The following is a 19,209-nucleotide window of genomic DNA, read 5'->3' on the forward strand; positions in this document are numbered from 1 at the left end:
CATGACCACATTGTGCAACGATTCCGATCTGCAGGATCTGATGGCGGCGATCGCGTCCGACGACCGCGACGAGATCGCACGGATCGATCGGCTGATGGCGGCGCATCCGGACGACCCCCGGCTGCATTTCCTGCGCGGATCGGTACTGGCGGGAATCGGCCGGCCGATCGAGGCGCTGGCGTCGCTGAAGCGTGCGGTGGAGATCGCGCCCGACTTCGCTATCGCGCGTTTCCAGCTCGGCTTTTTCCAGCTCACCTCGGGCGAGGCGGTCGATGCGTTGACCACCTGGGGCCCGATCGCGCTGATGCCGGAGGGGCATTATCTCCGCTTCTTCGTCGGCGGCCTGACTCACCTGATCCGCGATGAATTCGACGCGACGGTCGAGCGGCTCAACCAGGGCATCGCCGCCAATGACGAGAACCCGGCGCTCAACAACGACATGCAGTTGATCATCGACCAGGTGACCGCGATCCAGCGCACCGCGCCGCCGTCAGCATCGGACGAGAATAGGGATGCCGCATCGGCGACGAGCTTCCTGCTCGATCAGTTCGCCGGTCGTCGCCCGAACTGAGCGGCCGCATGACGCGCATCACCAATGCGGATCATGTCCTGCTGTTGCTGCAGGAACAGCTTGCGCGCCTCGGCAAGGATCGCGCGGGCCGTGCCGCAAAACCGGCCCCAGTGCGTGCAGGCGTGCCGGAACCGATGGCGCGGCTGCGGGCGCTTGCCGGCCGGGAAGAGCTGTCGGACGAAGATCTCAGGCGGGCGCTGGTGCGCGGGCTGCTGGTTCAGCAACTCGGCGAGGCGATCGGCAATGACCCGGCGTTCGAGGCGATCGCCGGGGACGTGCTGCGCATCATCGGCGAGTCCGAACAAGGCCGCGTTCTGGTCGATCGCGCCATCCAGCAACTGGGAAAGACCTGATTTGATATTGGCTCCATTGCGGCGGCAGTTCCGCTAAACTTCTCCGCACTCTTCCTGATCCCCCCGCACCGAACCGATGACCTTGCATCGGCGGAGAGATGTGGGGAACAGCGGTGGCTGGTATCTTTACCGGATTGGGCACGGGCTTCGAGCGCGGATCGGCAATGACGCTGGGGAGCCGGGGGCTGCTCGGCCAGGCCTCGCTCGGGCGCGGTGGCGACAGCGTGTTCGTCAACGCGACGAACGGCAATCTGATGATCAGCCGGCAGGACGAGTTCCTTGTCGGCCGCGGCCCCGATATCGCCATCTCGCGCACCTACAACAGCCAGGCGACGCTGCCTGACGACAATAACGACAAATGGCGCCAGAGCACTGACCGCCGGGTCTTCGACTTCAACAGCACGGCTGGCACCGTGCACCGGGTGTCAGCCGACGGCAGCGACATCACCTACACCTATAACGGCACGGCCTATGTCACCACCGACGGCAGCGGCGCTTATGACCAGATCGTCAAGGTCGGCAACGAATGGATCTGGACTGATGGCGATACCCAGCAGGTCGAGAAATATGACGACCTGAACGGCGGCCGCATCACTTGGCAGGGCGATACCGACGGCAATGCGATCACCTACACCTATGTCGGCAGCACCACGAAGCTCGACAAGGCAACGACCGCCGACGGCGCCTGGACTCAATATAGCTGGGTCGGCAACGACATCTCGAAAATCGTCACTGGCTATACCGATCTGCAGACGGGGACCGCCAAGACGCTGACCCGCACCTGGTATGAATATACCTCCGGCCGGCTGACCAAGGTCCGTACCGACCTGACGCCCGACGACAATACGCTGCCGACCGACGCCCAATCCTACTGGACGGCCTATGGGTATGACGCGAACGGCCGGATCAACTCCGTCTCGCAGAAGGACGGGTCGCTCCTCTCGATTCTCTATGATGCATCGGGTCGCGTTTCGTCGCTGACCGAGACGCCGGCAAGCGGTGTCACGCGCGTTACGACGCTTACCTACAATGCCGCCACCATGACGACCAGCATCCTCGATGCTGGCGGCCAGACTACCGAACTGACTTACGACGCGGCGGGCAATCTCACCAGGATCAAGGCGCCGCCCGCTTCGGCCGGCGCAGCGCAGCAGATCGTGCAGTTCGGCTATGATGCCGCCACCGGCGACCTCACCAGCGTGACCGACGCGTTCGGCAATATCTCGACCTACACCTATGTCGGCGGCAACCTGACGAGCGCGACCGATCGTCTCAACAACGTCGTCACGCGGACCTATGGCAGCAAGAACCAGCTGCTCACCGAAACCCATACAGCGACGGACGCCAGCGGGGCGGCGGTCAGCATCACCACGCGCTACGCCTATGACGCGGAGAACCATCTGCGCTACGCGGTCAGCGGCGAAGGCTATGTCACCGAATATCGCTACACTCCGGCCGGTGAGCTGCAATACAGCTTCGAATTCCCCGAACATCCCTACACGATCGGGTCGACCGCGGTCACCGAAGCGGCGATGGACAGCTGGCGCGCGGCCATCGCCGACAAGCAGTCGATCAAGATCACTTATTACGCCAGCGACGCGCGCGGCGCGCTGACCGGGACCACCCGCTACGGTTACGCCACGACGGCGGGCGCCGCGTCGATGAACGAAAGCTATAGCGAAAGCTTCGTCACCTATGATCAGGCGGGCCGCCTGCTCAAGCGCAACGCCGGCGGACAGGCCGTCGAGACGTTCGTTTATGACGGCATGGGCCGGCTCACCGCCTCGACCGATGTCAATGGCGGCACCACCAGCTTCGTGTTCGACGATGCCCAGACGACCACCACGGTCACGCTTGCTTCCGGCTACGTCACCACCAACACCTACAACAAGTCGGGTGACCTGATCAGCCAGACCGATAGCGGCAGCGCGGTCACCGGCGGCACCACCAGCTACGCCTATGACAAGCTGGGTCGCCTGCGCGTGGCGACTGACGCGGTCGGCAGCAAGACTTTCCACATCTACGACAAGGCCGGCCGCAAGGTCGCGGAGGCCAATGCCTATGGCGACGTCGTCGAATATATCTACGATGCCGGCAACCGTCTCGTCGGTACCTGGCGCCACGGCGCAAGGCTCACCGCGTCGCAGATGACCACGCTGTCGGACCCGAACGCGGTGTTCGATTTCAGCTCCATGCGCCCGGCCGACCACGCCAATGACGTGCGATCCTGGACCGTGTACGACAAGGAAGGCAATGTCCTGGCCGCGATCGCCGGCGACGGCAGCGTCACGGCCTATGGCTATGACAAGGCCGGCAATCTCGTTTCCACCATCGGCTATTTCAACAAGCTGACGCCGGCCCAGATCGCTGCCTACAAGACAACGCCGCCAAGCGTCGTAACCACGCCGACGGCCGATGCACGGGACAGCATCGCGCGCACCTTCTACGATCGCGACGGACGGCTGCTCGGCACCCTCGACGGTGAGGGCTATCTCAGCCGCGTGATCTACGACAAGGCGGGGCAGAAGGTGGAGGATGTGTCCTTCGCCAACGCGACTGCCATCGCCCAGCGCGCCGCCGGCAGCTTCAACGACCTGCTCAACAGCGTCACCGTATCGGCCGACGACCGCCGCGTCCGCTATGTCTATGACGGCCAGGGCCTGCTGCGATACGCGCTGGACGGACTCAACCAGGCCACGTCGTACAGCTATAACATTGCCGGCCAGCAGACGAGTTGGACACGGTTTGCCGTCGCGATGGGCGCAACGGCCGACTATACCTATGACAATGTCAAGGCACTGCTCGCCGGGCAGGTGAGCAACGCCGCGAACCGTACGAACTGGTCGGTTTACGATACCGCCGGTCGTCTCGCCTACGGAATCGACGCCGATGGCGGTGTCAAGGGTTTCGGCTATGACACCATGGGCCAGGTCGTCCGCGCGGTGAAATACGCCACCCGGCGCGCGACGCCGTCACTGCCGCTGCTGAGCGACATGACCAGTTTCAACGCCACCAACATCGGCAATGCGGACAACCGCATCACGCGCACCTGGTACACGGCGCGGGGCGAGGCGCGCTTCACCGTCGATCCCGAAGGCTATGTCTCGGCCAGCGAGTTCAATGCGCTTGGCCAGGTGATCGCTGTGAAGAGCTGGGATGCCAAAATCACGGTGAGCGACGCCACCACGCTGGCGCAGGTCCAGGCACTGGCGACCGGCACGTATACGGGGCGTACCTACACCTATCACCCCAATGGCAGGGTGTTCATGGAGTATGACGCGTACGGCGTGGCGACGCTGTACGATTATCTTGCCAACGGCCTGCTCAACGCGCGCTACGACGCCTATAACACCGCCGACCAGGCGCTCACCGCTTATGGTTATGACGCGACCGGGCGGCTGATCTACGAAGTGCGCGGTGTCGGAACGCCCGAGGTTTCGGCGGTCGGTTTCGCCTATGACGGCCTCGGCAATCGTATCTCGATGATCGATGCGCGCTCGATCACCACTACCTACACCTTCGACAAGATCGGGCAGCTCAAGACGCAGACCAATGCCTTGGGCGGCGTCATCGCCTTTGACTACAACGCCTTTGGCGAGGTCTGGAAGACGACCGATCCACGCGGCGCCGTCAGCTACAACTGGTACGACAGTCTCGGCCGCGTGACTCATGCTCGCGACGCCGAGAACTATCTGACGAAGACCAGCTACAACGTGTTTGGTGAGGTCGCCTCAGTAACCCGCTACTTCAACCCGGTCGTTGGTACGGCGGCGATCGGCGTGCCGCCATCGGCCACCGCAAACGCTGTCGAAGATGCGACCACCAGTTTCGTTTATGACAAGCTTGGCCGCGTTCTGACCTCGACCGACGCGCTCGGCTTCTATGCATCCTACAGCTATAATGCGTTCGGGGATCGTATTTCGGCCACTGCCAAGTCTGCGACCGGCACGGTCGCGGCCGGCGCCGTCACCAACTACAGCTTCGACCGCCGCGGGTTGATGCTGAGCGAAACGTTGCCGATGGCGACGTATGACAATGCCGGCAATCTGGTCAGCACGACCATCGTCAATCGCTTCGAATATGACGCGCGCGGCAACCGCACGAAGCTCGTCGGAGCGGACAATCTCTCCTACAAGCGCACGACGCTCTACTTCTATGACAAGAGCGATCGCCTAATCGAGACACGCGGTGATCAGGTGAGCGTCATCGGTGACGATCTGGTCACTGTGACCACGCCCGCCGCACCGAATGAGCAGATCAAGTATGACGGGCGTGGCAACATCATCGAAACCATCGATGCCGGCGGCGCGCGTACCCTGCTTTATTATGACGATCTCAATCGGAAGACGGTGGAGATTCGTCAGACCTCGGCCAGTGGCAATACCTATTCGACCTACGCCTATGACGCGAACGGCAATGTCACGCTGACCCGTGTCTATGCCGGATCGATCGCCCTGCCGGGCATAGTCACCGCGACACCGCCGGGTGCGCCGTCCGGTGGCTACCGCGAAACCAGTTTCACCTATGACAATCTCAATCGCCTGAGCGCCAGCCAGGTCTCGAATGTCGTCGTTGGCACCCAGGCGACCGGCTATGCCGCCGCGAACCTCGTCACGGCCTATGTCTACGACGCCAGCGGCAATGTCGTGAACGTGACTGATCCCAATGGCGGCGTCACTTATTCCTATTTCGACAAGCTTGGCCGGAAGCTGGCGAAGGTTGATGCCGAGAAAGCGCTGACCACCTGGACCTATGATCCGGACGGTAACGTCACGGCGGAGATGCGCTTCGCCAATCGCGTCAACACGCAGAGCGGATCGCCGGTCACGCTCGATCAGAATGCTGGGGTGTCCGCACTGGTCGCGTCGGCGGGGTATAACGACGATGATCGCTATACCACCTTCACCTATGACAGGAACGGCAACCGGCTGAGCGAAACGCGCTATTCGCTGCGTGACGTGATGGTGTCGGGAGGCGCGACGACGATCGCCGGCTACAGCGCGGCAACGATCAGCTATCTCTATAATGGTCTTGGCCAGGTCATCCGCAAGACCGAGGCGACCGGCGACCAGACCAACTATGTCTATGATGGCGCCGGACGACTTTCGACCGAGACCCGTGCGGCCTTTGTCGATTTCAACGGTCAGAGCGTCTCGCCGACCACGCAATATCTCTATGATGGCCTCGGCAACCTTTCGCGCACGGTTCAATCGGGCGCAACCGGTGCCGCGGCGCGGGCTACGATCTATGTTTATGGAACGGGTGGTCGTCTTGCGAGTGTAACGGACGCGTCGGGTTTCACCCGCTCCTTCGCTTATGACATCATGGGCCGGGTCAAGAAGGAGAGCTATACCCGTGTAACGGCTGCCGGCGCGACAGTCAGTGACGCCATTGCCACCCGCTACGACCTGGTCGGGCGGACGATCTATCAGGGAGTCGCCAAGCTCGACGGAGCCAGCTTCACTGTCGTCGATTACAACGAGACACAGTACAATAATTTCGGAGATGTCTGGAAACAGGGTGTTCACGGCCTCTGGCAGAGCGAGAATCTCTACGACAATGCCGGTCGCTTGACGGCGACCAATGCTGGCGACGGCGTATGGAAATTCTTCGGCTACGACAGGAACGGGAACCAGACCGTTGCGATCACCTCGGCAGGCACCAGCCTTGCCGCCCAGAGCTTCGTCGGCGCTCTCTCGTTGATATCCTTGGCGACCGTCAACGCCACGTACACGATGTACGACAAGCGTAACATGGCGGTGCAGGTAAAGGAGGAGGGGCGGCAGCTCAACGCCGCCGGCGGCGCTGTCAACGAACTGAACACGTATCGCACATACAACGCGTTCGGCGAGGTGGCGAGCGAGACCAACGCCATCGGCGCGACCCTCGCGTATAGCTACAACAATATGGGCCGGCTGGTGAAGACGGAGAGCCCGTACGTCAACGTCACGCTGGAAAACGGCACGACGTCCAGCCTGCGGCCGACCGAATATTATTATTACGATCTGAGCGGCCGCCTGACTGGCAGCCGCGACGCCAACGGCAATCTCACCCGGCGCAGCTTGCTGGCCGGCACCGGCTATGGTGGCGGTCAGGCGCTGGTCGTGGCCACTGTCGCGGCGGATGGCGGCACCGTCACCAACAGCTATGACATCCAGGGCGACGTGCGTCGCGTTACCGACCAGATGGGTCGCGTCACGACACAGGACTATGACGGGATGGGCCGAGCAATCCAGGTCTCGCGTGCCGGTGGTCTGGTCGAGAATTACGCGTATGACGGACTGGGCCAGCGTATCCAGGCATGGAACAACCAGTTCCAGACGCCCATTTATGGCCCGACCGAGGAATATTGGGTCGAAGATTACGATCCCTATTACGGCTATTATACCGGCCAGGGACATTACGAATATTACACCCCGATCATCGGCTACACGCCCGAAAAAGCGCTGACCGAATATGACAGTTCTGGCCGGGTCATCAGCCAACTGGCTTTTGGCGGCGATTTGACCACGGTCAGCTACGTCTGGAATGCCGGCATCGGTACCGCCGTTGGCACGACTGGCGGCTGGGTGCAGACGACCACCTACGTCAATGGCAAGACGCTAGTTGAAACCAGCGACGTGTTCGGTCGCACAACCGCCAAGACCGATCTCGGTGGTCATGCCTGGACCTATACTTACGACGTTTCCGGCCGCATGGCGCAAACGTCGATGGGTGGATTGTCGACCTATTTCAGCTACTTCAACACCGGGCAGCTCGCCCAGACCGTCGTCGGCACGCTCACGCCGCAGGTCAACACCAACTGGTCGCGTACCGTCGCCGTCTATGGTTACGACCAGCTCGGTCAGCGTATCCGGGAACAGCAATCCGAAGAGGCAGGATATTATACCGAAGGTCACTATGAATATTATGGCGACCCATATGATCCATGGGGAAATTACGGCGAATATTGGGTCGACGAGAGCTATTACACGACCTCGGCGACGCTGACCGACGTTACGGTCGGGTATGACTGGCTCGGTCGGATGACGTCGTTCCAGGAAGCTGGCACGACTTATTCGCCCGCAGCCAGCATCAACTATAGCTATGACGCGAACGGCAATGTCCGCCGTACCACCGCGACTTATCGCATGCTCGACCGGCACGGCGTGGCGTCGGGGCCGGTGACCAGTGATTACTGGTTCCGCTATGATGGCCTGAACCGCCTAGTCACCGACAAGGGGACTTTGCGCGGCGGCCAGATCGTACGGGGCGAAGCCGGCGGGCAGGATATCCTGTACAACGCGGCCGGTGATCGTGTCGCAATCCTCAAGACCGAATATGGTGCCGGTTACTACGACTATGAATATGGTTATTATAATCCCGGCTATTATTACGAGAATCGCGAAACCTATCTTTATGACGGTGCCGGTCGCCTGTCGGAAGTCCAGGTCTCGACCGGAGGTATCGTTTATGAGGAATATGACTATTATACCGGCCTGACGACGCCGCCGACGAGCGTCCCGGCAGCGCCGGTAACGGGTACGAGGCGTTCGAGCTTCGGCTATGATCTGATGGGCCGCCAGGTATCGCAGAGCGACTATGACTATAACGGTACCACCGTCATCTACAGCCGGACTGCTGGGTATAATAACAAGGGGCAGCTTACGTCGGACAGCACCTCGACCAAGAAATATGACGGCTACACCTATCAGTCCGTCACAACCTATGATTATGGCTATGGCACCAATTATGCATTGGGCAGCGTCGTCAGCTCCTATTCCCGGAACTATCGTAACTGGAACGATGGCCAAGCGCCCGATACCTCGACCGTAAACACCTACCAATGGTGGGACGGCGCGGTGCAATCAAGCATAAGCTTCAAGCCGAACACCAGCCAGTCGACGACCTATACGACGGGCTTCTATTATAACGGCTTTGGTCAACTGAGCTCGATCTACGTCTCTGACGGCCGCGCGCGCTCGATCACCTTCAAGACCAACGTCGAAGGCCAGATCATTCGCCGCGACGAGGAGGACTGGCGCGCCCAGGGCAATCCGCACGAGATCTGGTATCGCTTCAACGGCCGCCAGCTTGGCTATACCGGCAATAACGGCACCAGCGACGTCACCACCACGACCTCGATCGCCGAGCGGCAGCAGGTTTCACCCAGCAGTCCGGGCGCGTTCCGTGGTGGCTACAACTATGGTGCGTCCTACGCCGATTTCGCCAACAGCTACGATCCGATCAACAGCTATTCACAGGGCTCGGCCGGCGGCAGCTACACGGTGCGGGCAGGCGACAGCCTGCAGTCGATTGCACAGAGTCTTTGGGGCGATAGTTCGCTCTGGTATAAGATCGCCCAGGCCAACGGCATGTCCGGCGCAGGCGGCCTCGTCGAGGGGCAGACGCTGACCCTGCCTACCGGTGTGATCAAGTCTGCCCACAACGCCAATACATTCAAGCCCTATGATCCGTCCGAGGCCATCGGTGATGTGTCTCCGACGACGCCGAAGCCGGCGGCGCCCAAGAAGAATAAATGTGGCGTATTCGGCATGGTCCTGCTCGCGGTCGTTGCGATCGCGGTGACAGCCTGGGTCGGGCCTGGAGCGATCGCGTTCTTTCAGGGCTCGCTTGGGACATTGGGCGGCGCCATCGTGGGCGGCGCAGTTGCGGGTGCAGCCGGTTCGATCGCGTCGCAGGTGGTTGGACTTGCAACGGGCATCCAGGACAAATTCAGCTTCAAGGGTGTTGCTTTGGCTGCTCTCGGCGGTGCGGTTGGCGGTGCGCTCAAAGGGCTCGATGTCTTTGGTAAGCTTGGCATTGGCGGCAATATCGCCGGCAGTGAGTTCCTGGGTAACGTGGTACGTGGTGCTGCAACCAGCGCCATAAACCAGGGTGCAGCTGTTGCGCTCGGCCTCCAGGATAAGTTTGATTGGGCTGGCGTCGCCGCGGCGGGCATCGGTGCGGGAGTTGCTGGCGCGACGGGCAAAATGTTCGGCGTAGAGTCGTTCGACTTCGACAATTCTGTCGCTAATCACGCAGCAAATCTAGGGGCAGATGCAGCCTCTCTGCTTGCGAATGCCGCTGCCAGAAGTTTGATAGATGGATCGGACTTCGGCGATAACATCATTGCTGCCTTACCAGATGTGATTGCTCAGGCTTTCTCTAATGTACTGATGCACGGCATAGGAGGGTCGCTCAAGTTTGACGATGTGGCAGAGCGGGTGCTTGCAGCACAGAGCGAACAAGTGGCGGCGCTGCAAAATAAGCGCGATGAGGCGGCGCGGCGCGGTGACGTCCAGGAGGCCGGAAGGCTTGATGCGCAAATCGAACTTCAGGGTAACCGAGATCTGGCGATAGCCAATGCCGTGGCGATCACGGGGCGTCGTCGTTTCGGCAGCAGCGCCGCGAATATGCGCGTGTCTGATATTGTCGGCCCCAATAGCAGATATGTCAGTGTAACGTCGGGCGGACCCAGTTCGAGTATGGCGTCTGTATCCACTTATGGCGATGATGCGACAGGAAGTGCCGACTCCACAGCCAGCGCGGAACCCGCTTTCGAGTTGGAGGAAATCGTCGTTACTGCCCGGCGAAGGCTCTCTGTGGATGGTGAATCGTCGCTTGGTCGTCTCGCGGTAGATGCAACAGTATATGCCAAATCAAAGGTCGAATCGATTGATCCATTCTTCCGTGGGGCCGCGATCGCTGGCACGCGGGCAGTACTGACGGGCGGAATAGCGCCCGTCATTCAATTCGGCATCGATCAGGGGGTCAGTGCGATGATTCCCTATCTCCCCGATGCTATCCTAGAGCCGCTGACCCGAGTGGGAAATGCTATTGACGATTTCATCGGCCGTGGCGGTGGTGGAATGTTGCTCGGTATCGATCGCGAGAATGTGAATCGGGTTGACAGTGGGGGCGTGTCATGGGCCGCTGAAACCCTTTTAGGCGTCAGCTTTGGTCGTATCGCTTCGCTGGCGAGGAGGAATTATGCAGGGAGAATAAGCAATTCTAGGATCTTCACGGGAAGGACATCTTTTAGGGGGCCGGGCACTGGCATAAATTATCGGGTGTATCAGCAGAGTATAGATCCGAACTTCACCTATCGCGGCGTTTCGAATATGGATAGAATGTTGGCAGGAAATGCGCCCTACGTCATGAAGGATGGTCGAGCGCAGCGTATAGAGCTTCATCATTCTAGGCAGGATGCTGAAGGGTCTTTATTCGAACTTAGCGAAGGATCGCATCGCGCTAGATCCGGGCAAGGTCGGGAGGCTCTCCACCCTTATGGAAATTCTCCGCATCCCTATCGTCCCGTCGATCGCCCCTTGTTTGGTCAAGATAGAACTGCATACTGGATGCAGCGGGCGGCCGCCCTTCAAGGTGGCTCGAGGAATTGAGCGGCATCGCTCAGCCATGAATCAATATCGTATCTGGATCGAATATGGCCATTCCGAATGATCTAACCAAACTGTGCGAGCAGAATGCGTTTTGCTGGCACAGGAACTCACCAAAGTACATTGATGAGGCATTCGATCAATTCGGATGGGAACGCAGCGGTGAGCTATATGAATTCTTGCTCATATACGCATTGCAATTTAATGCGATCAAGTTTGGATATGAGCTTTTAGACATAGTCGATGAAGATGGCCGCATCAGTGACAACATTGAATTCTTTTATGAAGAATTGGGTATAGAACGAGATTTTATACCACTCTCCTCCTTTGAGGCGGGGGGGGCGTATGTTTATAGAATTCGGGATGGAAAGGTGTTCGAAATTAAATCAAACGCCGATCTTGGTCAATTCGAGTATGAAGAGATAGCTGGAAGCTTCTTCAATTTTATGCGTATATATTTATCGTAACGATCAGATTTTCTGCGGTCGCCGCCTCGGGCGCGAAGTGCGTGTTGCCTATGCTTGCGCGCTCAAATGGAACTCGTCTCCCGTTGGGCAGGCCGGCGTTTCACTTCGTCCAATCGCTTCAGTCCCGCTTTTGCCTCTGTCCCGACCTGATCGACAATAGATCTGAAGTCTGCCTGTAGGGGACTTGGCCGCACGTCGCCCGTCTCTCACCCGATCCCCATGCCCATTTTCGCCAGTGCCTGGCCGATCGTCCGGCCGCTGCCGTCGATCGGCGTGTTCGCGGCGCGTTCGAAGATGCGTCGCGCGGTTTCCTGGTCGCCGCCGCTCGCCGCGAGCAGCGACTTGGCCAGGGCAGCCGAATAGCATTGCCGGTCGAGGCGGAGCGCCACGTCGCTCTTCGTCTTCGCCTGTTCCAAGTCGCCGGCCAATATGTCGAGCACCGCCAGCGACCCATGCGTCTCCGCGAAGGTCGGGTCGATCGCCAGCGCTGTCTCGAATCTCGCGCGGCTGGTGACCAGGTCGTTGTTGACGAAATAGGCCCAGCCAGCCGCGATCCATGATCCCAGATGGTCGCCGAACAGTTCAGCGCCGCGATCGATATCGGCCGGCGCATCGCCCGCCTTGCCGGTCAGCAGCTTGGCGAGACCGAGCCCGATCCAGGCGCGGGGCGATTCCCCGTTGGCTGCCAGCGCCCGCTCGAACAGCACGAGCGCGTCGGTCGCATGTTCGTCGGCGAGCGCCAGCGTGCCGCGGGTGGTGAGCGCGTCCGGATGGTCGCCTGCCTTGGCCGCGCACTCCGCCGCCAGCGCCTCGTCCTCGATGTCGAGCGCCAGCACCGAGACAGCCGCCATCAGGCCACGATGCTCCGGGTGGAGCGCGACATAGGCCCGCGCTGCATCGCCGGCGCCGTCGAAGTCACCCGTCTCGTGCATCAACTGCACCCGCAGCATCGCCGCCTGCGGCAGGGCGCGGGCGCTGTCGTCGTCAAGCACGTCGAGCGCGGCGGTGAACTCCTTCAGGTTCGCGCGCGCCCAGGCGAGGTTGAAGCGCACCGCCGCATCGTCGGCGCCGCCGTCGAACAGCCTGCCGAAGGCGCCAGCCGCAGCGCCGAAGTCGTGCACCTGCAACGCCGCGATGCCGGCCAGGTTGGTCTCGCGCGGGCCAAGCGGTGCGATCGCCGCATAGCGCGCCAGCAGCGCGGCCGTGGTTTCCGGCTGCCGCTCGTCAAGCGCCGCTTCGGCCGTGTCGGCGAGCAACGGCAAATTGCCCGGATCGGTCTCCAGCAGCGCCAGCAATCTCTCCAGCCGGCTGGTCGTGGCGGGGCTTGCGGGATCGTTCATCATCGGCCTTTCTCGGGGCTGGCTTTCTCGGGATTGTGCGGCGTCATGCCTCGACCTTCACGACATCGAAGGAACGCAGGTTGATCCGCATCGGGATTTCATTGACCGACAGGACCGCGAGCTTCGGGATGCTGCGCTTGGTGAAGGCCTTCAGGTGGCGGCGCAGCTCCGGCCCGCACAACAGCACCGGCGCGCGGCCGTCATGGTGCATCGCCTCGACCATCGAGGACAATTTGCGGATGAGCTGCTCGGCCAGCCTGGGCTCGACCAGCAATGTCCCCTGCGCGCTGGCCTGGGCGACATTGGCGGAAATCTGGTTCTCGATGCGTGGATCGAGGCTCAGCACCGCGAGGTCCTGATGCTTGCCGCGCAACTGGTGGCAGATCGCGTAGCTCAGCCGCTGGCGGATCTGCTCGGTCAGTTCGGAAGGTTCCTTCTGCGTGCGCGCAAGGTCAAGCAGATGCTCAAGGATCAGGTCGAAATTGGCCACCGAAACGCCCTCGGACAGCAGGTTCTGCACGATACGCTGCACATCCGACACGGCAAGCGCATTGGGAATCAGTTCCTCGACCAGCCCGGGCTGGTTTGACCGGGCGTCCTCAAGCATCTTGACGATTACCGAACGGGTGACGAGCGTTGCCATCTCGCTGCGCACGATCTCCCCGAAATGCGTGATCAGCACCGTCACCGGATCGATCACGCGCAGGCCGGTTTCGCGGGCTTCGCCGGCCTGCGACTGCTCGATCCACGACGCCGGCAGGCCGAAGGCCGGATCATAGGTCTCGATCCCGTCGATCGCGATCTTCCTGTCGGCCGGGTGGATTGCTAGCAGGCGCTCGGGATGCACCTCGGCCAGCGCGAAGCGCGACCCGAACAGGCGGATTTCATATTCCAGGCTGCCCAGACCGGGCCCGTCGATCACGCGCACCGCCGGGAAGCCGATGCCATATTCCTGCTCGTGCAGGCGGCGCAGGCTGGCGATGCGATCCATGATAATCGGCTCCTCGCTGCGCCACGCTTCGCCCAGCTCGCTGCCGAGCCGGACCTCGAGTGGCGGGGCCGCCCCTGACGCGACCATCTCCCCGGCGTCCTCGACGATCACTTCGCTTTCGGCGCGCGCTTCGGCGGCGGCGCGGCGGGCACGGTACCAGCCGAACAGCGACAGGCCGATAATCACCGCGATCGGCCATTTCGGCATGCCCGGCAGCAGCAGCAGGACCATCAGCACGCCCGCCACGATCAGCGGGATGCGTGGCACTGATGCGAGCTGGCGGAACACTTCTGTGCTCAGCTCCTTGTCGGCGGAGGAGCGCGTGACGATGATGCCGGTCGCGATGGAGATGATCAGGGCGGGCAATTGCGTGGCGATGCCGTCGCCGATCGTCAGCAGGGTGAAATGCGCCAGGGCCTGGGTCCATTCCATCTCCATCTGCATCACGCCGACGATCCAGCCGGCGATGATGTTGATCAGCAGGATGATGATCCCGGCGATAGCGTCGCCCTTCACGAACTTGCTCGCGCCGTCCATCGCGCCGTAGAAGCTTGCCTCCTTCTCGAGCTCCTCGCGCCGTCTGACCGCCTCCTTCTGGTCGATCAGGCCCATGTTGAGATCGGCGTCGATGCTCATCTGCTGGCCCGGCATCGAATCAAGCGTGAAGCGCGCCGCCACTTCGGATACGCGCTGCGCGCCCGATGTCACCACGACATATTGCACCACGACCAGGATCAGGAACACGACGAGGCCGATGACGAAATTGCCCTGAACCGCGAAGGTGCCGATCGATCCGATCACCTCGCCCGCGCTGCCCCCGGTCAGGATCAGGCGCGTCGCGGCGACGTTCAGCGACAGGCGATACAGGGTCGCGACCAGCAGCAGCGACGGAAAGGTCGAGAATTCGACTGGCTTGCCGACATAGAAGGTCAGCAGCAGGATCGTCAGGCCAAGCCCGAAATTGGCGATGATCGCCAGATCGAGGATCGCCGGCGGGATCGGCGAGAACAGGATCACCAGGATCAGGATCATGGCGGTGACCAGCGCCAGATCCTTGTTGTTGCGGAGAATGCGGTTGATCATGGCAAATCCTCGGGCTTCGTATCGGCCGTTTGGGCAGAGTCGGGGGCAAGCTTGAAATACAGGTCGGCGACGGCGTGATAGTGGCTGGCGCCGATCTCGCTGCCGACCTCGCACTCGGCGAACAGCGCGCGCGCCAGCGGCGGGCTTTCGAAGATCGGAATGTTCAGCTGGCGGGCGCGGCGCTTCATGATCTGCGCATGGAGGTTGCGGCCCTTCGCCAGGACCACCGGCGCGCCGGATTTTGCCCGGTCATAGGCAAGGGCAACCGCGACATGTTGCGGATTGACCACCAGCATGTCCGACCCCGGCAGCGCGCCGAGCCCTGCTGAACGCTGGGCGAACTCGGCATGGAGCTGCTTGCGCTTGCGCTTCAGCCGCGGATCACCCTCGCGCTCCTTGCCTTCGCGCGTCACCTCGCGCCGGCTCATGCGCATCTGCTTGCGGAACTCGCCGCGCGTCAGGATCTGGTCGAGGATCGCGAAGAAGAAGGCGAGGCCGGCAAAGACCCACAGCATGCGCATGCCGGATTCGTGCATCGCGCCGCTCAGGCTGGCCGCGTCGCTGACCGCCAGCCCGGCGCCGTTCACGGCCGATCGGATCAGCAGATAGGCGACCGTCGTATATACCGCCATCTTGATGACGCTCTTCAGCGCTTCCTTCAGCAGGCGCATCGAGAAGAGCCGCTTCAGCCCCTTGGCCGGGTTGATCCGGCTGAAATCAGGCTTGAGCGGATGCGCGCTGAACACGAAACCGCGCAGCTGGATGATCTCGAACAAGGCGACGACCGCGAGGATCGTGCCGCCGAACAGCAGGACCGGGCGCAATGCCGCGCCATAGGAGGTGGCGACCACGCCGAGCGCCTGTTGCGGATCGCTCGCCGTCGAGATGCCGGCGGCGAGCGCGCGGCGCATCATCATCGCCAGGTGCCCGATCATCGCCTCGCCGGCGACGCTGAGGAAACCGGCAAGCGCGATCAGCCCGGCGAAGAAGCTGAGGTCGACGCCGCGCGCGACCTGACCCTTTTCGCGGGCGCGGGCGAGCTTGTAGGGGCTTGCCTCCTCGCTCTTGTCCTGGTCCTGCGACGCCTCGGCCATGTCAGATCAGGCGCGGCGCGGTTTCGAGCGCGTAGCGCAGCATGCGCAGGAACAGCGTGCCCGACACGCCGATCGCGACCGGCAGGACAGCCAGCGTGGCGATCGCCTTCACCTGGAAACCGAGCAGCATCACGTTCATCTGCGGCAGGGTGCGCGACAGGAAGGCGACCGTGATGTCGGCGAGGAACAGCGCCAGCATGATCAGCCCGCCAAGCCCGAAGGCCATCACGAACACGCCCGAGATATAGGCGGTCAGCACCGTCACGTCGCCGCCGATGCCCGCACTGCCCAGCGGTACCCGGTCGAGCGATTCCGACCAGATGGCGAGCAGGTCGGCGGGCCCTTCGGTGGCGAAGAACACCGCGCCCGCGGCATAGGCGAACAGGGTGCCGACCAGCGGCAATTGAGATCGCGTGGTGGGATCGATCAGCACGGCGAGCCCGAACCCGGCCTGGATGTCGATCGCGCGCCCGGCGGTGAGCAGCGCCGCAAACGCCAGCTGAAGCGAGAGCGCCAGCGCGATGCCCAGCAGCAGCTCGCCGATCACCGTCAGGAACAGACCGTGCGACCAGAAATCCGCCTGCCAGCTCGCCGTCGGATGGCTCGACACCAGCCAGCCGGCCAGCGCGATACCCAGCATCACGCGGATCGTGGCGGGAACGCGGATCAGGGTAAAAGGCGGCGCGAAGGCAAGGGTCGGCGCAATCCGCAACGACACCAGCAGGATCGCGATCGCCTGGTCGGTCAGGTCCTCCATCGTGTTGCCGATCAGCCGGCGAGCGATGGAATGATCTGGTAGAGCGAAATGGCGAACTGGGTGACCCGGCCCATCATCCATGGCCCGATCGCGATCAGCAGGAATGCCGCGACCAGGATCTTCGGCACATAGCTCAGGGTGATTTCCTGGAGCTGGGTCGTCACCTGGAACACGCTGATCAGCAGGCCCACCAGCAAGGTGGCAATCAACACGGGACCAGCCACCAGCAGACTATTCCACAGCATATCGTTCAATATGCCAAGTGCACGATCCGCCCCCAATTCATCCCCCCGCGATACGCAACTGAGGCATTGCCCCCGAGTCGACCTGCCCCCGATCGTCTCATTTTAGGACATATGGGCTGAGCGTTCGAAAGACAATCATATGCGGCAGGCCGAAACGGATCGCGGCGATCGATCCCCGTCCGGACCATGGTCGTGGCGTCGTTCCGCCCGGTGATTCGCGCGATCGGCCGCCTTCGGGGCCAGGCGGCTTCCGTCGCTTTTCCACCGGGACCGGAGACGTCGCAATCCATTGGAAGGGTTCGTTACCGCGCGTCCATTTCGCGGCGGAGAAACTGGTCATGTCGTGCCCCCCGACCAGCCGATGTGAAACATGCCGGTCATCCTCCCCGCCTAAGCGCCTTCGCAGTGCGGCGAATCAGGGGCGGCGATGTCGATCGAGAATGCGGACTACCGGCAGTTGCGCGAGGACGCGTACCGGCTGGTTTATCGGCAGATTCGCGATCATGCCGCCGCGGAGGACGTCGTGCAGGACAGCTTCCTGCGCCTTTCGCGCTACCAGGGGACGATCGGCAATCTCGGTGCGATGGTGCGGGTGATCGCCACCAACCTGATGCGCGATCGGGCGCGTATCCTCGGCCGCCGCGCCGAAGATCCGCTGCCGGAGACATATGAGCTTGCCGCTGGCCTGCCATCCGCTGAAGAGGCGCTTCTCCACCGGGAAAGGGTCGAGATGGTCGAGCGCATCCTACAGGACATGCCGCCGCTGCGACGCGAGGTCTTCCTGCGCCGGCGCCTGCGCGGAGAATCCGCGCGCGACGTTGCGAAGGCGCTGGAAATCACACCGGCGGCGGTGGACACCCATGTCGCGCGCGCGGTGCTTGCGCTGCACAAGGCGATGGCCGAAATCAGCCGCCGGGAGAACGCGGCATGAGCCGGACGTGGGACGACATGGAGGACGAGGCAGCGGCGCTCTGGGTCTCGCGGCATCTGGGCGGGATGATCGACGCCACCGCCTTCAACGCATGGCTTGCGGGCGGGCAGGGGCGCCGGGCCCGGTTCGATGCTCTGTGGGCGACCTGCATGTGTCCGGCGGTGACCGACGCGCTGGACCGCCTGGACAGTGCGCAGGCCATGCCGCGGTCAACGGCCCGGCGCCGTTCGCTCGGGATCGCGGCGGGGGTGCTGGGCGCCATGGCGGCGATGGTCGCGCTTTTTCTGTGCCTTCCCGCCATCCGTTTCGCTCTTGCCCCGGCGCAGGACTATGCGACTCGTGTCGGCGAGGTTCGCACCTTCGCGCTCGCCGACGGATCGCGCGTGACGCTCAGCGGGGCGAGCCGGATACGGGTGAAGCTGGCGGGGGATCGGCGCGAGGCCGTGCTGCAGGGGGGCGAAGCCTTTTTCGACGTTCATCATGACGTCGAACGACCCTTCTCGGTTACCGCGGGCGATGGCCGGGCGACCGTGCTGGGTACCCGTTTCGACGTAGCGCTGGCCGGGCAGCGGATCGAAGTGTCGGTGGAACAGGGACTGGTGCGTTTCGGTCCGCGCGATCCGGAGCGCGATTCTGTGCTGGTGCCCGCAAATCATGGGACCGCGCTTGACGCGGGACATCTGGAGCCGGTCCGGAAGCTGGAAGGCGTTCCGGTCGCCGCATGGCGCGAAGGCTGGCTGGAGGCGGAGGACATGCCGCTCTGGCGACTGGTGTCGGCGCTTCAGCGCTGGACCGACCGGCCGATCCGGATCGCGGATCATGCTCTGGCTGACAAGCGCGTGGCGGGCCGTTTCCGCCTGAACCGGGCTGAGCAGCAACTGGTCAATCTCGCGAGCCTGCACGGTTTCCATCTACGCAAGGACCCCGCCGAATACGTTCTTTCAAGTCATTGAACTGACGTAAAAATGTAACAAAATTCCTCGCTCGGTCTCGTGTCA

Annotated in this window: 11 protein-coding genes; 6 read left to right on the plus strand and 5 right to left on the minus strand. The window is 62.3% G+C overall.

Going from position 1 to position 19,209, the window contains the following annotated elements; all coding sequences use genetic code 11:
- Position 1: 1 nt before the first annotated feature.
- The 4 genes from NDN01_RS25645 to NDN01_RS25660 all read left to right on the plus strand — a co-directional run bounded on the left by NDN01_RS25645 (position 2) and on the right by NDN01_RS25660 (position 11,770).
- Complete coding sequence (locus tag NDN01_RS25645; protein ID WP_272625051.1) at positions 2–571, plus strand: hypothetical protein; 570 nt, start codon at positions 2–4, stop codon at positions 569–571.
- An 8-nt stretch (positions 572–579) separates the two neighbouring features.
- Entirely contained in the window at positions 580–924 is a 345-nt protein-coding gene (locus NDN01_RS25650; protein ID WP_272625052.1) for a hypothetical protein, read from the plus strand.
- A gap of 113 nt (positions 925–1,037) precedes the next feature.
- A complete protein-coding gene (locus NDN01_RS25655; protein WP_272625053.1) occupies positions 1,038–11,306 on the plus strand; it encodes an HNH/ENDO VII family nuclease in 10,269 nt (3,422 codons plus the stop codon).
- Between the two features lie 44 nt (positions 11,307–11,350).
- Positions 11,351–11,770 (plus strand): hypothetical protein, encoded by a 420-nt coding sequence (locus NDN01_RS25660; RefSeq protein ID WP_272625054.1) that lies wholly within the window; start codon positions 11,351–11,353, stop codon positions 11,768–11,770.
- A gap of 206 nt (positions 11,771–11,976) precedes the next feature.
- Here the strand turns inward: NDN01_RS25660 and NDN01_RS25665 are convergent, their stop codons facing one another.
- Genes NDN01_RS25665 through NDN01_RS25685 form a run of 5 tightly spaced genes read right to left on the minus strand, consistent with a single transcriptional unit; the run spans position 11,977 to position 17,259 of the window.
- A complete protein-coding gene (locus tag NDN01_RS25665) occupies positions 11,977–13,113 on the minus strand; it encodes a tetratricopeptide repeat protein (protein WP_272625055.1) in 1,137 nt (378 codons plus the stop codon).
- A 40-nt stretch (positions 13,114–13,153) separates the two neighbouring features.
- Positions 13,154–15,184, minus strand: a complete 2,031-nt coding sequence (locus tag NDN01_RS25670; protein ID WP_272625056.1) for a flagellar biosynthesis protein FlhA — start codon at positions 15,182–15,184, stop codon at positions 13,154–13,156.
- Positions 15,181–16,278 (minus strand): EscU/YscU/HrcU family type III secretion system export apparatus switch protein, encoded by a 1,098-nt coding sequence (locus NDN01_RS25675; RefSeq protein ID WP_272625057.1) that lies wholly within the window; start codon positions 16,276–16,278, stop codon positions 15,181–15,183. The genes NDN01_RS25670 and NDN01_RS25675 overlap by 4 nt, the downstream gene beginning before the upstream one ends.
- Position 16,279: 1 nt before the next feature.
- The gene (locus tag NDN01_RS25680; protein WP_272625058.1) at positions 16,280–17,035 is read right to left on the minus strand and encodes a flagellar biosynthetic protein FliR; all 756 of its coding nucleotides are present in this window, start codon (positions 17,033–17,035) and stop codon (positions 16,280–16,282) included.
- Positions 17,036–17,046: 11 nt separating this feature from the next.
- Positions 17,047–17,259 carry a flagellar biosynthetic protein FliQ gene (locus tag NDN01_RS25685; protein ID WP_443025175.1) on the minus strand — a complete coding sequence of 71 codons (213 nt, stop codon included), beginning with the start codon at positions 17,257–17,259 and terminating at the stop codon, positions 17,047–17,049.
- A 448-nt stretch (positions 17,260–17,707) separates the two neighbouring features.
- On the opposite strand from NDN01_RS25685, the gene NDN01_RS25690 reads away from it, so the two are divergent.
- Both NDN01_RS25690 and NDN01_RS25695 read left to right on the plus strand, forming a co-directional pair.
- Positions 17,708–18,211: an RNA polymerase sigma factor gene (locus tag NDN01_RS25690; protein ID WP_272625060.1), complete on the plus strand. Its 504-nt coding sequence runs from the start codon at positions 17,708–17,710 to the stop codon at positions 18,209–18,211.
- Positions 18,208–19,164, plus strand: coding sequence for a FecR family protein (locus NDN01_RS25695; RefSeq protein ID WP_272625061.1), 957 nt, complete (start codon positions 18,208–18,210; stop codon positions 19,162–19,164). Before NDN01_RS25690 ends, NDN01_RS25695 begins: the two co-directional genes overlap by 4 nt.
- Positions 19,165–19,209 lie beyond the last annotated feature (45 nt).

Source organism: Sphingomonas sp. QA11 (assembly GCF_028473665.1).
GTDB lineage: Bacteria > Pseudomonadota > Alphaproteobacteria > Sphingomonadales > Sphingomonadaceae > Sphingomonas > Sphingomonas phytovorans.

Excerpts from the sequence above, each read along its gene's own strand:
- NDN01_RS25695 (WP_272625061.1), top strand. The coding sequence starts at position 18,208 with ATGAGCCGGACGTGGGACGACATGGAGGACGAGGCAGCGGCGCTCTGG.
- NDN01_RS25645 (WP_272625051.1), top strand. The coding sequence starts at position 2 with ATGACCACATTGTGCAACGATTCCGATCTGCAGGATCTGATGGCGGCG.
- NDN01_RS25665 (WP_272625055.1), bottom strand. The coding sequence starts at position 13,113 with ATGATGAACGATCCCGCAAGCCCCGCCACGACCAGCCGGCTGGAGAGA.
- NDN01_RS25660 (WP_272625054.1), top strand. The coding sequence starts at position 11,351 with ATGGCCATTCCGAATGATCTAACCAAACTGTGCGAGCAGAATGCGTTT.
- NDN01_RS25675 (WP_272625057.1), bottom strand. The coding sequence starts at position 16,278 with ATGGCCGAGGCGTCGCAGGACCAGGACAAGAGCGAGGAGGCAAGCCCC.
- NDN01_RS25650 (WP_272625052.1), top strand. The coding sequence starts at position 580 with ATGACGCGCATCACCAATGCGGATCATGTCCTGCTGTTGCTGCAGGAA.
- NDN01_RS25670 (WP_272625056.1), bottom strand. The coding sequence starts at position 15,184 with ATGATCAACCGCATTCTCCGCAACAACAAGGATCTGGCGCTGGTCACC.
- NDN01_RS25690 (WP_272625060.1), top strand. The coding sequence starts at position 17,708 with ATGTCGATCGAGAATGCGGACTACCGGCAGTTGCGCGAGGACGCGTAC.
- NDN01_RS25680 (WP_272625058.1), bottom strand. The coding sequence starts at position 17,035 with ATGGAGGACCTGACCGACCAGGCGATCGCGATCCTGCTGGTGTCGTTG.